15 protein-coding genes are annotated in these 14,209 nt (G+C 64.9%); 9 read left to right on the top strand and 6 right to left on the bottom strand.

Annotated elements, in window-relative coordinates; translation table 11 throughout:
* Window positions 1-338 precede the first annotated feature (338 nt).
* A complete protein-coding gene (locus tag HOP03_12085) occupies window positions 339-725 on the top strand; it encodes a BlaI/MecI/CopY family transcriptional regulator (protein ID NOT88910.1) in 387 nt (128 codons plus the stop codon).
* The gene (locus HOP03_12080; GenBank protein ID NOT88909.1) at window positions 718-2,568 is read left to right on the top strand and encodes a hypothetical protein; all 1,851 of its coding nucleotides are present in this window, start codon (window positions 718-720) and stop codon (window positions 2,566-2,568) included. Before HOP03_12085 ends, HOP03_12080 begins: the two co-directional genes overlap by 8 nt.
* An 86-nt stretch (window positions 2,569-2,654) precedes the next feature.
* Here the strand turns inward: HOP03_12080 and HOP03_12075 are convergent, their stop codons facing one another.
* The 3 genes from HOP03_12075 to HOP03_12065 form a co-directional block, all read right to left on the bottom strand.
* The gene (locus tag HOP03_12075) at window positions 2,655-4,079 is read right to left on the bottom strand and encodes an alpha-amylase (GenBank protein NOT88908.1); all 1,425 of its coding nucleotides are present in this window, start codon (window positions 4,077-4,079) and stop codon (window positions 2,655-2,657) included.
* A 382-nt stretch (window positions 4,080-4,461) separates the two neighbouring features.
* On the bottom strand, window positions 4,462-4,626 hold the full coding sequence (locus HOP03_12070) for a DUF2256 domain-containing protein (GenBank protein ID NOT88907.1): 165 nt from the start codon (window positions 4,624-4,626) through the stop codon (window positions 4,462-4,464).
* A 49-nt stretch (window positions 4,627-4,675) separates the two neighbouring features.
* The gene (locus tag HOP03_12065) at window positions 4,676-5,020 is read right to left on the bottom strand and encodes an alkylphosphonate utilization protein (protein ID NOT88906.1); all 345 of its coding nucleotides are present in this window, start codon (window positions 5,018-5,020) and stop codon (window positions 4,676-4,678) included.
* A gap of 215 nt (window positions 5,021-5,235) precedes the next feature.
* Here HOP03_12065 and HOP03_12060 point away from each other — a divergent pair, with 215 nt between their 5' ends.
* On the top strand, window positions 5,236-6,264 hold the full coding sequence (locus tag HOP03_12060; protein ID NOT88905.1) for a serine hydrolase: 1,029 nt from the start codon (window positions 5,236-5,238) through the stop codon (window positions 6,262-6,264).
* A gap of 27 nt (window positions 6,265-6,291) precedes the next feature.
* On the opposite strand, the gene HOP03_12055 is transcribed toward HOP03_12060, so the two are convergent.
* Window positions 6,292-7,092 (bottom strand): DUF2189 domain-containing protein, encoded by an 801-nt coding sequence (locus tag HOP03_12055; GenBank protein ID NOT88904.1) that lies wholly within the window; start codon window positions 7,090-7,092, stop codon window positions 6,292-6,294.
* 143 nt (window positions 7,093-7,235) lie between these two features.
* Here HOP03_12055 and HOP03_12050 point away from each other — a divergent pair, with 143 nt between their 5' ends.
* From HOP03_12050 to HOP03_12030, 5 genes are all read left to right on the top strand, one after another.
* Window positions 7,236-8,120 (top strand): prenyltransferase, encoded by an 885-nt coding sequence (locus HOP03_12050; GenBank protein NOT88903.1) that lies wholly within the window; start codon window positions 7,236-7,238, stop codon window positions 8,118-8,120.
* A 79-nt stretch (window positions 8,121-8,199) separates the two neighbouring features.
* Window positions 8,200-9,168: a hypothetical protein gene (locus HOP03_12045; protein ID NOT88902.1), complete on the top strand. Its 969-nt coding sequence runs from the start codon at window positions 8,200-8,202 to the stop codon at window positions 9,166-9,168.
* Between the two features lie 134 nt (window positions 9,169-9,302).
* Window positions 9,303-11,129, top strand: a complete 1,827-nt coding sequence (locus HOP03_12040; GenBank protein NOT88901.1) for a PHB depolymerase family esterase — start codon at window positions 9,303-9,305, stop codon at window positions 11,127-11,129.
* A gap of 114 nt (window positions 11,130-11,243) precedes the next feature.
* Window positions 11,244-11,612 (top strand): hypothetical protein, encoded by a 369-nt coding sequence (locus HOP03_12035; GenBank protein ID NOT88900.1) that lies wholly within the window; start codon window positions 11,244-11,246, stop codon window positions 11,610-11,612.
* Between the two features lie 55 nt (window positions 11,613-11,667).
* A complete protein-coding gene (locus HOP03_12030) occupies window positions 11,668-12,333 on the top strand; it encodes a hypothetical protein (GenBank protein ID NOT88899.1) in 666 nt (221 codons plus the stop codon).
* A gap of 281 nt (window positions 12,334-12,614) precedes the next feature.
* On the opposite strand, the gene HOP03_12025 is transcribed toward HOP03_12030, so the two are convergent.
* Window positions 12,615-12,881: a DksA/TraR family C4-type zinc finger protein gene (locus tag HOP03_12025; protein NOT88898.1), complete on the bottom strand. Its 267-nt coding sequence runs from the start codon at window positions 12,879-12,881 to the stop codon at window positions 12,615-12,617.
* 91 nt (window positions 12,882-12,972) lie between these two features.
* Window positions 12,973-13,449, bottom strand: coding sequence for a hypothetical protein (locus HOP03_12020; GenBank protein ID NOT88897.1), 477 nt, complete (start codon window positions 13,447-13,449; stop codon window positions 12,973-12,975).
* 92 nt (window positions 13,450-13,541) lie between these two features.
* On the opposite strand from HOP03_12020, the gene HOP03_12015 reads away from it, so the two are divergent.
* Complete coding sequence (locus HOP03_12015) at window positions 13,542-14,204, top strand: glutathione S-transferase family protein (protein ID NOT88896.1); 663 nt, start codon at window positions 13,542-13,544, stop codon at window positions 14,202-14,204.
* The last annotated feature ends 5 nt before the right edge of the window (window positions 14,205-14,209 follow it).

Below are 14,209 nucleotides of genomic sequence, written 5' to 3'. Positions count from 1 at the left end.
ATCGCAGTGACTCGTTGCAAATATTCAACGAGACATATCGAAATACGCGACAGCTGCACGACGCACCCATTGTGAATGATTTTTGCCGGAACAAGATGATCCGCTGCGATCGAATCGATCCCTGACATCCCGCCGGCCCGATGCAATGCACCAATTGCGCACTGCCGAACAACAGCGCGTCGCAGTCCACGGCCAATCGTCCTCCCTGTGCCGTACCCGCCGGCAGGGATCGGATCGACGGCGGCCGTCCAGCGATGATCTAGACATTTTGTTCTAGACAATTCGTTCTAGTTGAGCTAGCGTGTGTCCACTCTTTCGCGCTTCTGGCCGGATCCGACATGTCACGCACCGTCAAACCTCCGAAGCCCACGCCCGCCGAACTGGACCTGCTCAGACTGCTCTGGCAGCTGGGCCCCAGCACGGTGAAACAGGTGCATGAAGCGCGACAGCAGGAACGGCCCGACGCTGCCTGCGCCACCGTGTTGCGACTGCTGCAGATCATGCACGGCAAAGGCCTGCTGATCCGCGATGAAAGCCAGCGTTCGCACGTGTATGCCGCCGCCCAGGCGCAGCGGTCGCTGCAGACGAATCTGTTGGGCGATCTGATCCACAAGGCGTTTTCAGGGTCCGGCAAGGATCTGGTGATGGCGGCGCTGCGCGGCCATGTCAGCGATGAAGAACGCGCCGAAATCCAGCGTTTTCTCGAGGAGAACAGCAATGACTGAGCCATTGTCCTCGTTCGCGGCGTTTGAAGGCATGGTTCAGGCCATTGGACTGACCCTGCTGCACTCGCTGTGGCAGTGCGCAGCGATCGGGCTGGTCGCATGGCTCGCGCTGTATGCATTGCGCAACGCGACGCCACAGGCGCGTTACGCCGTGGCCTGCGCAGCGCTGGCCGCCTGCTGCCTGTGGCCGGCCGCGCAGCTCGCGCATGCATTGCTCGCACCGCTTCCGATCCAACCCGTCGCGATATTCTCGACCCCCGACAGCGAAAGTGCGCAGGCAACGGCGACGAATGTCCTGCTCCCGCCCGGTACCCTTTCCCTCGATCGCATGCTCCCCTGGGGGGTCGCGCTCTGGGCGGTCGGCACCGGCGCGATGCTGCTGCGACTGCTGGCCGGTCTGCGCTGGGTCGCCAGACTGCGGCGCAGCGCGCAGGTCCCGAGCGACCCGACCTGGCAACGCCGGCTGGATCGTCTGGCACGACGATGCGGCCTGTCGAAGATCCGGTTCGCCGTACTCGACGACGGCTCGCCGATCAGCGGACCGTTGGCGGCCGGAATCTGGCGACCGGTGGTGCTGGTGCCGGCCGCGTTGCTCGCGCGCATGCCGGTGGAGATGCTCGATGCGCTGCTCGCGCACGAACTCGCGCACATCCGCCGTCACGACTATCTCGTCAACCTGTTCCAGCGCGTCGCGGAAGCGCTGTTGTTCCATCACCCGGTGGTGTGGTGGCTGTCGCACCGCATCCGCCTGGAACGCGAATTCGTCGCCGACGCGCTCGCCGCCGAAGTCATCGGCGAACCGAGGCGACTCGCGCACGCACTCGCCGAGCTGGACCGCTTCACTCCCCACAGCCCATCACTCGCCCAAGCCGCGAACGGAGGTCATCTCATGTCCCGTATCCAGAGCCTGCTTCGCCCCCAACCCCGCACGTCCACGGCCATCGCCATGATCCCGGTCGCCGGTCTCGCTCTGGCCTGCGTCGGCGTTCTCGCCTATGCGCAGTCGTCGCAAACGCGCGCACCGGCCATCGTCACCCCGAAAGTCACCGTCGGCGCGCTCTCTGCGGCAAGCGCGGTCGCATCGGCCGCCCGGTCGGAATCCGTCGGCACGTATGCGCTGGTCGATGGCGACAGCGATCGGCTGTCGATGTCCGGCAGCACCGATGAGATCGATGCCATCCGTGCCGCACAGTCGCGCATCGAAGGCGATTTCCTCTGGTTCCGCCGCGACGGCAAAGCCTATGTCCTGCGCGACCCCGCCACCCTCGAGCGCGTCCGCGCGACCTGGGCGATCGGCGATCGGCGCAATGACGAGATGGAAGCGCTGAGCGCGCAGATGCAGGCGCGATCGGACGAGATCGAAGCGATCAGTCGGCGGATCGATACGACAGCAGCCGCACACGAGCCGAGCCCCGCCATGCAAAGCGCCGTCGACGCATTGCATCGACTGGCGGAGCGCCAGGCAGCATTGGCGGAACAGCAGGCGACCCTCGCGACGGCCATGGCCGCGGATGCCAGCGACGAAGTCGCGATGGCCGAAGCCGAAGGCAGGATCGACGCGCTCGATGCGCAGATGCAAACATTGGGCGCGGAAATGGAATCCCTCGGAAGCGTGATCGAAAGCGAATCCGCGAAGCTCGAAGCCGATCTTGCACCGCTCGCCGCGATGGGGGACGAGATCGAAGCGGCGACTGCGCCACTGGAAGCCTTGGGCGCGAAGATGCAAATGCTCGGCAGCGAACAGGAAGCCGATATGGCCAGGGTCGATCGGGAGATCCGCAGCATCGTGGATGAAGCGGTCGCCAAGGGCCTCGCGGCTCCGGCGGCCGACCAGGGAAAATGAGCCGATGCCATGACCTGGGTCCGCACTGACGGATCCGCGAAGAAGCGGCCGGCATTCGCCCGGCCGCTCCTGTCATCCGATCGCGATCAGCGCAACCACATCCTGGCGCTGCGCGCAGGCAGGCTGAAGGTGTAGTTGCCGCTGTTGATGTTGACGACGCTGCCGGAACCCAGCGTATCGGCGTAATTGCTGTACCACCACAGCACGCTGTTGTTCATGTTGACCGATGCATTGACCGTGCTTCCGCATTTGTTGATGCCGACGACGCCCAGGCTGCCGCGACGGAAAATGATGTGGCAGCTGCCGCTCGACAGCACCTGCATGTCGTTGCCCTGCACCGCATTGTGGAAGCGGATCATGCCCTTGATGTCGTTGCGGTTGTAGGCATTCACCCAGCGGTTGTCGCCGCTTTCGTTGTTGTCCGAATACACCATCGGTTTGCCGCCGTTGCGTCCGAAAATATACGCATAGGCCAGCGTTTCGTCGGTCGGATCCATCAGCGCGTAGCGGAAGCCGCTGTTGTTCGGAATATCGTGGGTCAGGGTGAAGGTCAGCGCGCGCGAGCCTGCCAGCGCTTGTCCGTAGGCGGCCGGATCGGCCAGGCTGGACAGGCTGCCGCTGAAGGAGAACGCGTTGCGGATCGATGTCTGCAGCGGAAAATCGTAGGCGGCGTGGCTGGTGTTCTGCAGATAAGGCTGCAGGAAGCGGTCGTACTCGAGATTGCCCGAACCGCCGCCGGTGATGATTTCGCCGAATACGTACACGCCGCTCTTGATGTCGGCGGTGAGCACGCCGTTGAGATGCGACAGCGGCATGTGCTTGGCGGCATCGATGCGGAAGCCCTTCACGCCGATCGCCTTCAATTGACGCAGATACTCCTGCTGCTGGGAAATCACGTAGGCGGCGTTCTTGAGGTCGGGCAGACCGACGTCCCCGCCCCCGCCGCACAGGCGCCAGTTCTGCACCTGCCAGATATCGTTGTAGTCGGTGATGCAGCGCGTTTCGCCGAAATCGTTGCCGCTGAGAAAATTGAACCCCAGATTGCCGAACAGGCGTATGCCGTTGTAATACGTGGTGTTGCTGTTGTAGAGGTTGAGAATGCTCGTGCCTGGATAATTCAGGTCCGGACGCTGGCCCGACTCGTTGGCCATGTGATTCAACAGGACGTCCGCATAGACATGGACGCCACGGGCGTTCAATGCGGCGACCATCCTCTTGAACGCTGCCGTGTCGCCCAGCGGATGGTGGATCACCCGATAGTCCTGCGGCTGATAGCGCGCCCACCACTGGCTGCCCGCCGATTTGTAGGCAGGCGCGACCAGCACGGCCTTGTAGCCAGCGGACTGGATGGTGGCGGCGCGCGCTTCGACATCCGCATAACGCCAGTTGAAGGCATGCAGGATCGCATCGGCATGGGCATTGCCCGCCATGGCGCCTGCGAGCAACAGCGCGGAACACAGGCGCAACGCGCCGGTGCGGAACGGAACGAACAGCTTCGATACGGACGGCATCTGGATTCTCCTGAAATAGACGATGGAATCCCGCTCTTCGCGGGCGCAACATTCCCTGCCCCGTGCTCGTGCGGGCATGCACGATCGGGTCACGACTGCGAACGATCGACCGGACACTACTCCGGACGCATCATCGTGGCATCGAGCGCACGACTGGGAAGGATGCTAGGGCCACATCGCAATGCAGCAAGCGCGCGTGCATACGTATTCAATTGCGAACGATGTCGACATCCGTCACGGAGAAGACAATGCGGTCGGATTCGACCTTCGTTCGCAGCGTCGCGGGCGCATCCGATCGATGCGCTTCACGATGCTTGCGATGCGATATGCATCCGTGCGCTGCGCCCTGGTCGAACGCGGCGACTTGTTTCAGCGATCGATCTCAGGGCGCGATGGATTGCGCAGCGCGTCCGCGCGGTGTGCCCTTGCGGCAGGCGTCGGAGCAATAGCGCAGCTGCGGCCAATCGCGCGCCCACGTCCTGCGCCATGAAAATTCCCGTCCGCAGACCGGACACATCTTCTTCGGGAGATCGCGCTTCGCGATCATCGCAGGCTGGGGCCCGAGTTCCGCCCGCACGGAACACGCGCGGGCAGGATCAGGCCTTGCGCAGGAAGCAGGTCTTCAGCACGAGGCCCTTGATCTTGTCCGAATGGCCTTCGATGTGTTCGGCATCGCCGTCCACCAGGCGGATGTGCTTGATCACCGTGCCCTGCTTCAAGGGGATCGAAGACCCTTTCACCTTCAGGTCCTTGATCACCACCACCGTGTCTCCGTCGGCAAGCAGGTTTCCATTGCTGTCGCGCACGACCGTGGCGGCATCCGCGGAAGCCGCATCGCCCGCCGCCGGCCATTCGTAACCGCAATCGGCACAGACGAAGTTGGCGCCGTCCTGGTAGGTGTTGGACAGGGTGCATTGCGGGCAGGACAGTGGAGCGGTCATCGAGGGGCCTTGTCGACAGGGTGCCACTGACACCAGGCACGGGTAGGTATTGTCGGAGAGCGGCACTGCAGTGACAAGCGGAACGATGCCAACCGTGACTTTCGAGGCTTGCCTGAAGATGGCATCCACGCCAGCCTGCCTCAGGTAAAGCCAATAGACGGATTTCCATGACCCGGATCGCATGTTGTTTGCTTGGCCTCATTCTGGCGGTCGGCGTGGCCCATGCACGCGAGCCGGATGCCTTTGCGCGCATCTCCCCCGAAGCGGCCGGGTATTCGAGCCAGCGCCTCGAAGAATTGCGTACGTTCCTGCAACAATCCGGCTCGGACAGCCTGCTGCTGATCCACGACGGCAAAGTCTTCTTCGAGTACGGCGACATCCACAAGAAATTGCTGCTCCATTCAATGCGAAAACCACTTCTCAATGCGCTCTACGGCATCTACGAAGCGCGCGGAAAGGTCGATCTGGATGCCACGCTTGCCGAGCTCGGCATCGATGATGTTCCGCCATCGCTGACCACAGAGGAGCGGATGGCGACGCTTTCCGATGTGTTGAAATCGCGCTCCGGCGTATACCACCCGGCAGCCGCCGAATCCGAGGGCATGGCGCAGAGCCGCCCCGCTCGCGGCAGCCATCCGCCGGCAACCCATTACTACTACAACAACTGGGACTTCAACGTCGCCGGACGGATCCTGGAACGCGCGATGGGTCGTCGCATCTACGATGCATTCAATGACGAGATCGCAAAACCGCTGGGCATGCTCGACTATCGCAACCGCATCGTGATCCCCGAGGTGGACGGCAGCGTCATCGACGCCGATGCCGACGGTTTTTACCAGTACGAACCGGGCTCATCGCGCTTTCCCGCGTATCACTTCCGCATGAGCGCGTACGATTTGGCGTTGTTCGGTCAACTGTACCTCGATCGCGGTCAGTGGCATGGCCGACAGATCGTGCCTGCCGACTGGATCGCACGCAGCACACGGCCGTACTCCGAAGTTGAACCGCAATACGGGCTGGCCTACGGCATGCTCTGGGATGTCCTGGTGCCGGAATCCGCGGACGAAGCGCCGTCGTTCTATCACACCGGCGTCGGCATCCACATGCTCGGCGTTTATCCGAAGCACAAGCTGGTGATGGTGCATCGGGTCGATACTGAACATGGCTATCGCTTCAATGATGGCGATCTCTATCAGGTCATCCGCATGATCCATGGCGCCCGCCTGAGAGCAGCCAAGCACTGATCGTATCGGGGACGACCCGCGAACGGATCAATCCAGCGCCGGCCACGCGCTCGCGTCGAGCGTCTCCCGATAGCCATGCCAGGCCGCGTAGGCCAGCCACGGCATCAGAATGCCCAGGCCCAGCAAAGCGGTGGCGAAACCGATCGCGGTCAACGCTACGATGATCGCGGCCCACAGCAGCAGCACCGCCTTGTTGCGCAGGACCGCATTCACGCTGGAGACCGCGGCGGTGACCATGTCGACATCGCGGTCGGCGATCATCGGCAGCGAGAAGGCAGCGACCGCGAACGTGAGCGCGGCGAAGATCGAGCCGACCGCCGAACCGATCGCGAGGAATTCCCACAGCGTATGCGCGTTGCTTTCGTCGATCGGAAAGAACGCGCCGACCATCATGCCCGCGCGCGACCACAGCAGCACGATCACGCCTTGGGCCAGCGCGAAGACGCCCGCTTGCCCGACCACGCGACGCGCCAGCACGAACGAATCGCCGAGCGTCGGCTTGCGTCCGCGCGACAATGCGCGACTGACGCAGTACAGGCCGACGCAGATCAACGGCGCGACGAACACGAACCCCGACAACAGCGTCGCCAACAAGGCGAAACGCCCGAGGTTCCATGCCAGCAGCGAGATGCCGGCGCTGACCAGTACGATCACCACGCCGAAGATCATCGACAGTCCCGGCGCGGCGCGGAGATCCCGCCATCCTGCGCGCAGCCAGCGCAGCGGTGCGCCGGCATCCAGGACAGCGCATGGCACGACGAACGGCGGTGCTGCTGCTTCCGGTGCTGCACCCGGGGTTTCTTCCGGCGCTCGAGTGTCATCGTTCACTGCGTGCTCTCCAATCGCGATCCACCTCCGGCGCACGATACAACTTGAGACCGCCCCGCGACAGCGCAACCCTCGGGGCGACTCGCGTACCATGCCGCCCCATGCCCGCCACGCCCACGCTCCGATGGAACACCCTGTGGCGGATGACCCGACCGGGTTTCCTGACCGCCACCGCCATCGGTGTCGCGATCGGCCTGGGCGCCGCGCGCGCATCGGGCATCGCCCTGTCCCCCCGGCTCGCGGCGATCACGCTGATCCTCGCCCTCGTGGCGCACGCTGCGGCCAACGTCATCAACGATTTCGCCGATGCGCTCAGCGGCGCCGACGACGGCAACGACACCGGCATCGCGCCGTTCACCGGTGGCTCCCGACTGATCCAGACCGGCGCGACCACGGTCGCGCAGACCGGGCGTCTGGCGTCGGTCCTGCTGCTCGTGTCGGTCGTTGGCGGTGCGACGCTCGCGGCAGCGCTGCATGCGCCCGGTCTAGGGTGGATCGGAGCTGCGGGGCTCGTGCTGGCGTGGGCATATTCGATGCCACCGCTGCGCCTGATGGGACGCGGACTGGGCGAACCGAGCGTGGCGATGGCGTGGTGGCTGGTCGTGATCGGCGCGGATTACGTGCAGCGCGGCGGTTTTTCGACAGTACCGGCGATCGCCGGCGCCGGCTACGCGCTGCTGATCGCCGATCTGCTGCTGGTGAACGGACTTCCGGATGCCGCCTCCGATGCGCGGGTCGACAAACGCACCTTGGCGGTGATCCTGGGGCCGCGTCGAGCGGCGTTGCTGTATGCCGCACTCGCGGTCATCGCGCATGGCTGGGTTGCGATCGCGATCGGCCGCGGAGCGCTGCCGATGATCGCCGCTGCCGCGCTGCCCACGCTGCTCCTGTCCCTGACGGGCGCCGCGATGATCTTCAAATGCGCCGCCGCGCCGCAGAAGCTGCGGCCCGCGATCGTCGTCACCCTGATCGCGGCGCAGGCGCATGGCCTCATTCTGGCCATGGCGCTGTGGTCCACGGGCCGCTGACTCCCGGCAACCGGCGCACCGCTATGCGCCGGACGCCACCGATGGCAGGATGCAGGCCAGTCCTCCGAGAGTTTCGGGCATGAGCACCGATCCGCCCCCTGTCGATCGCGACGCACTCGATGCGCTTGCCGCGCGCGCGTACGCCGCCTACGACGACGGCGATCTGATCGAAGCGCGCGCATGGTTCGATACGTTGCTGGCGGCTGCACCGGACATGCCCGACTACCACTACATGCAAGGCCTGGTCTGCAAGTATCTGCGCGATTGGCCGCTCTCTCTGCGACACAATCTGCGTTCGCTCGCGCTGCGTACCGACGCGGACGAAGCATCTCGATGGAACGCCGCGATCGCCGCAACCGCGCTCGGCGACTGGGGCGAAGTGCGACGCCAGTGGACGGGCTGCGGGATCGGGATTCCCGACGGCGACGGCGAGATCGACGCGAACTTCGGCGTGGCCAGCGTCAGATTGAATGCATGGGATCGCGGCGAAACCCTGTTCGGTCGTCGCGTCGACCCGGTGCGCGCGCGTTTGATCAACGTACCGTTGCCGGACAGCGGTTACCGCTACGGCGATATCGTGCTGCACGACGGCGCCGCCACCGGCCAACGCCGTTTCCATCAGAGCATGGTGCCCGTGTTCAACGTCCTGGAGCGCCTGGAAACTTCGGAATTCCAGACCTTCGCCGTTTTCGTGAGCTGCCCGCAGCACGAGGATCTCGACACGCTGGTGGAAGCGCGCATGCCCGGCATCGCTTTCATCGAAGATTGGACCGAAAGCATCGCGCACTACTGCCTGCGCTGCAGTTACGGTGCGCCGCACCGCGGTGGCGATGCGCACGGTGTCGAAAAGCGCAGCGAGTGGTGGCCAGAACGCAATCTCGGCATCGCCGCGCAGAGCCGGCATTCGATCTCGAAACTGCTGCAACGCTGGGTGTCCAACGGCAGTGGCCGTCGGCTCGATGCCGTCGAAACTCGCGACGCCGTCCCGAGTGCGCCGCCCACCGACGGCGAGCGCTGGTGGTTGTCTCCGGACGATCAGAACGCCTGAAGCTCCGGGACATGCGTGTCGCGCGCGGCCAGCGCCGTCGCCGCGATGTTGCAGCGCAGCTTGCCCCATCGGCCAATGTCGCGATTCCGATCCCTGTGGCCCACTGCGGCCATCCGCCACAGGAGGTGCCGTCGATGTCCGCGCTCGCATTCGTTGCCCGTCTCGTCCCCGTTGCACGTCGCCCGTTCGCACTGTTCGCGCTGCTGTTCGCGCTGATCGCTTCGCCCGCGTCCGCGCAGACGGAAGTCACCGGCTTCGGCAGCAATCCCGGCAATCTGCGCATGTTCAAATACGTGCCCAGCGGCTTGTCGACGAACGCACCGCTGGTGGTCGCATTGCACGGCTGTTCGCAGACCGCCGCGAACTACGACGCCGAAACCGGTTGGCAACTGTTCGCGGATCGCTTCCGCTTCGCGCTGTTGTTGCCGCAGCAGCAGAGCGCCAACAATTCCAGCGGTTGCTTCAACTGGTTCGAATCGGGCGATACCGCTCGCGGCCAGGGCGAAGCGCTGTCGATCAAACAGATGGTCGATCGGATGGTCGTCGATCACGGCACCGCCGCATCGCGCGTCTACATCACCGGATTGTCCGCCGGCGGCGCGATGACATCGACCATGCTCGCCGCGTATCCGGACGTGTTCGCCGGCGGCGCCATCATCGCCGGGCTGCCGCATCGCTGCGCGACCAGCCAGAGCGCCGCTTTCAGTTGCATGAATCCCGGCAGCAACCTCACGCCCGCGCAGTGGGGCGACAAGGTGCGTGCATCCTCGACCTGGACCGGGCCGTGGCCGATCGTCTCGATCTGGCACGGCGATGGCGATTTCGTCGTGCGTCCGCTGAACCTGACCGAGAGCATGGAACAGTGGACCAATGTGCACGGCATCGACCAGACGCCGGAAGTCAGCGACACCGTCGGCGGTTTTCCGCACAACGTCTATAAAACCGCATCGGGGCAAGCGCGGGTCGAAACCTACACCATCACCGGCATGGGCCACGGCACGCCGGTGGACCCGGGCGCCGGCGCGACCCAATGCGGCACGGCGGGCGCGTACATCCTCGACGTGAACCTGTGTTCGAGCTACCACATCGCGCGTTTCTTCGGCCTCGACAATCTCGACGGCGTCGCGCCGACCGCGACGATCACCGCACCCGCCAACGGCGCCACGGTCAGCGGCACCGTCGCGATCGCCGCGAACGCCAGCGACAACATCGGTGTGGATCACGTCGAATTCCTGCTCGATGGCGCGCTGCTCGGCAGCGACGCCACCGCGCCTTACGCCTACAGTTGGAACAGCACCACCGCCAGCAACGGCGCGCATGCACTGCAGGCGCGCGCGGTCGATCTGGCCGGCAACACCGGCAGCTCGGCGTCGGTGAACGTGACCGTCACCGGCGGCACGGGCGGTGGCGGCGGCACCACGCCGGTCACCGTCACCTTCTCCAACGAAGACGCCAACGATGGTTACGTCAAAGCCGGCAGCGGCGGCACCGCACCTGCGGTCGGCACGCTGGAATCCAGCCTCGGTCTGGCCATCGGTCGCGGCACCGACAGCAAATTCAATCGCACGCTGCTGTCGTTCGACACGTCTTCGCTGCCCGACGGCGCCACCGTGACCTCGGCCACGCTCACCGTCGCTTACCGCAGTGCTTCCGGCGACCCGTGGAGCAATCCCGCCGGCAACAGCCTGGTGATCGACGCGCACACCGGCTGCCTCGGCGCATGCATCATCGAAACCGGCGACTGGGCCGCAGCCACGACGTCGAGCGCCGTCGCCCAACTGCTGTCGTTCGCAGGCGGCAACCAGACCAGCAATCTCTTCGCCGCAAGCGGCCTCGCCGCGATCAACAGGACCGGCCGCACCCAACTGCGACTGCGCTTCGCCAGCAACCAGACCACGACGAACTACCTCTGGATCGACAAGGGTGCGACGGCGACGTTGAGGGTGACCTACCAGCCTTGATGCAGTCGTGACACCCCGTGCCCGGATACGCGAAAGCCGATCCGGGCCACGGCGACAAGCCGCATCGACTGGGCTATCCTCGCGCGCAGAATCCGGTCCGCGCAGGGGGATGCGATGAGGCTCCGCAAAGGTCGATTACGGGCAGCCCTGCTCGCCGCGCTGCTCGCGCCCGCCGCCTGCAGCGTCGGCGGCGGCGAACCCGGCCAGAGTGATCTCGAGAGCGCGCTGCGCGAGCATCTCGATCATTACAACGATCGCGGCGGCGTGAAGATCAACCTCGGATCCGCCGGCGGTTTCCGCGACATCCGTTTCGACATCCGCCTGCACTCGGTGAGCAAGCGCGGCTGCACCGGCGGCGATCGCGTGTACGTGTGCGAGATCACCTACAACGCGAGTTTCCCGCCGGTGAAAACGCAGACCGAGAGCATCGACACCAAGGTGACGATGTTCGATGGCCCGGGCGGTTGGCGGGTGATCGAATGATCGCCGTCTTTCACTTCTTGCGGATGATTTCGACATGATCGGATCCGGTATCGCCATGCGTCGCTGCATCCAGCGTCTCGCGCTGTCCGGCGCACTGATCGCAGCGCCCCTTGCGGTCTTCGCGCAGTCGAACGCCCTGCCGATGCCGCTCGAAAGCAAGGATCCGGCGAAGCCGCTGGAAATGCTTGCCGATACGACCTGGACCGGCCCGGAGATCCAGGCGCAGGCCAAGGACTACAGCCGGCTTGAAGCCGGTCGATTCACTTACGACGCGAGCAAGGGCCCGGTCACCCTGCTCATCGACTACGCCGCGACGCGACCCAGCGACGACATGGACGGCGAAGCGCTGATCGATGTCGGCATCGAATGCCCCGAGGCGCGCGATCCATGCGCCATCCCGATCACGCTGGGTGTCATCGGCATCCGCACCGCCTACATGGGCGAGAGCGTCGTCAATGTCGGCAGCGCGCCGCAGGCGGCGTGGGTCGGCCGCGAGGGGCATGCCTACAGCTTTCCCGACAAGACCTATGTGGAAGTACGGCTCGCGTTGCAGGACCGCAAAAACCTCGCTCCGAAGGCGATCCGCGCACGTCTGTTCCATGGCGACTACAACCGCAGTGCGCTGCCCGGCCAGCAGACCCGGCTCGGCACGGTACTGAAGGTCGGCATCGTGCTCAGCGTGCTGCTCGCGCTGTTCCTGTGGTGGCTGCGGCGGGACTGACGTTGCAACACCGTCGGGGCGGAGACGCCCGCCCCGGCGGCTTCGTCTTTCAGTCGCTGTGTCGCTGTTACGGCATCCGTGCACGGCAGGGTCGCTGCGCGTCGTTGAGCTTCGGGGGATCGCTTGACGGCCTCATCGCCGCCTTTTGTTACAACGCGACCCCCTGCAACCGGCGGCCATCCTGGACTTGCGCGATCGAGATCTCGTGACATCGATCACAAATTTTTCCGGTCAGGGATCGAACACCGGCCATGGTGTTCAGGGAAATCAACGCCTTGCGTTCAGCGCAGCTGGCTGTCCTTGCTGCCTCGACGGTTGTAGCCGCTGCTCTTGGCGTCCGCCTTGTCGTGGGCATCCTGGCAGTTCACGCACAGGCGCACGCCCGGCACAGCCTTGCGCCGCGCCTCTGGAATGTCCGCATCGCAGTCTTCGCAGTGCGTCAAACCGGGCCCTTGCGGCAGCCGGTTGCGCACGCGCTGGATACCGTCCTTGACGGTGGCGTCGATCTGGTCCTGTACGGCACCATCGCCTGCCCATCCGGTCGCCATGATCGCCTCCGAAATATCAACGAGGTACTACACGTACCCGAACGCAGCGGGATGATCGCGTCGGCCGCGCTGCACGGCACCGGCGCCCGCATCACTCCTTGTCGAAGTTGATCCGCACGTCCTTCACGGTGCTGGACACCAGCGCGATGGACACCCGCGGTCGCAGCAAACGGCGCTGCACCAGCACGTCCTCGCCATCGTCCAATTCGGCATCGACCCAGCGCCCGGCCTGGCGGTCGATCGCGGTCTTCACCTTGCGCGCGACCCGGTTCTCGCCGTCGTTGCGTTCGATCGCCACCCGTACCCGCACCGCTTCGCGCCCCTTCGGCACGATCTCGAGCACGATTTCACCCGCGGACTCGGCCGCGCCGCTGAACTCGAGGCGCCACTTGTTGGATTCGGAGGCGAAAACGGGGGCGCTGGCACACAGGGCGACCAACAGCGCGGCAAAAGAGCGTAAGGCTGGCATCGTGGGATTCTCTTGCGACGCGACGCGGACGGCATCGCAGGTCATGGCGATCATAACGGGATCGGCGCGTGTATCGTTCCATGACGATGGCATGGTCATGACCGGGTCAGGACGGCGGAAAGCGCCGGCATGTCGAGTCCGTGCCCCCTGGTTCGTCTCGATGCCATCCCCCGCCGATTCAGGAGCACGCGATGTCCCTTCAGCTTTATGCCCATCCGTTTTCATCGTATTCGCAGAAAGTGCTGATCGCACTGTACGAGAACGGCACGCCGTTCGAGTTTCGCATCCTCGACGGCGAAGATGGCCCGGAGAACACGCGCAGACTCGCCTCGCTGTGGCCGATCCCTCGCTTCCCGGTACTGCTGGACGGTCCACGGATGGTCGTCGAGGCCAGCATCATCGTCGAGTATCTCGGCCTGCGCTTTCCCGGACCGGTACGCCTGATCCCCGAGGACGCCGAAGCCGCACTGGAAGTACGCATGCTCGACCGCTTCTTCGACAACTATGTCTCCACGCCGCAGCAGAAATTCGTCTTCGACAGCCTCCGGCCGGAAGCCGCGCGCGACGCGTATGGCGTGACCGAAGCGCGCGCGATGCTGGAAAAAGCCTACGCATGGCTCGACGCGCGCATGCGCGATCGCGAATGGGCGGCGGGCGAACATTTCAGCCTTGCGGATTGCGGCGCCGCGCCTTTCCTCTTCTACGCCGACTGGACCCACGCCATCGATCCATCGTTCGCGAACGTCCACGCGTATCGCCAGCGGCTGCTCGCGCGTCCCTCGGTAGTCCGCGCCGTCGACGAGGCGCGGCCTTATCGTGCGTATTTTCCGCTGGGTGCGCCGGATCGCGACTGAGCTTT

The organism is Lysobacter sp. (genome assembly GCA_013141175.1).
Classification (GTDB): Bacteria; Pseudomonadota; Gammaproteobacteria; order Xanthomonadales; family Xanthomonadaceae; genus Lysobacter_I.
This window is presented reverse-complemented; position numbering and strand designations above follow the sequence as displayed.

Excerpts from the sequence above, each read along its gene's own strand:
- HOP03_12015 (NOT88896.1), top strand. The coding sequence starts at position 13,542 with ATGTCCCTTCAGCTTTATGCCCATCCGTTTTCATCGTATTCGCAGAAA.
- HOP03_12030 (NOT88899.1), top strand. The coding sequence starts at position 11,668 with ATGCGTCGCTGCATCCAGCGTCTCGCGCTGTCCGGCGCACTGATCGCA.
- HOP03_12020 (NOT88897.1), bottom strand. The coding sequence starts at position 13,449 with ATGACCATGCCATCGTCATGGAACGATACACGCGCCGATCCCGTTATG.
- HOP03_12040 (NOT88901.1), top strand. The coding sequence starts at position 9,303 with ATGTCCGCGCTCGCATTCGTTGCCCGTCTCGTCCCCGTTGCACGTCGC.
- HOP03_12075 (NOT88908.1), bottom strand. The coding sequence starts at position 4,079 with ATGCCGTCCGTATCGAAGCTGTTCGTTCCGTTCCGCACCGGCGCGTTG.
- HOP03_12050 (NOT88903.1), top strand. The coding sequence starts at position 7,236 with ATGACCCGACCGGGTTTCCTGACCGCCACCGCCATCGGTGTCGCGATC.
- HOP03_12065 (NOT88906.1), bottom strand. The coding sequence starts at position 5,020 with ATGACCGCTCCACTGTCCTGCCCGCAATGCACCCTGTCCAACACCTAC.
- HOP03_12070 (NOT88907.1), bottom strand. The coding sequence starts at position 4,626 with ATGATCGCGAAGCGCGATCTCCCGAAGAAGATGTGTCCGGTCTGCGGA.
- HOP03_12035 (NOT88900.1), top strand. The coding sequence starts at position 11,244 with ATGAGGCTCCGCAAAGGTCGATTACGGGCAGCCCTGCTCGCCGCGCTG.
- HOP03_12045 (NOT88902.1), top strand. The coding sequence starts at position 8,200 with ATGAGCACCGATCCGCCCCCTGTCGATCGCGACGCACTCGATGCGCTT.
- HOP03_12085 (NOT88910.1), top strand. The coding sequence starts at position 339 with ATGTCACGCACCGTCAAACCTCCGAAGCCCACGCCCGCCGAACTGGAC.
- HOP03_12080 (NOT88909.1), top strand. The coding sequence starts at position 718 with ATGACTGAGCCATTGTCCTCGTTCGCGGCGTTTGAAGGCATGGTTCAG.
- HOP03_12025 (NOT88898.1), bottom strand. The coding sequence starts at position 12,881 with ATGGCGACCGGATGGGCAGGCGATGGTGCCGTACAGGACCAGATCGAC.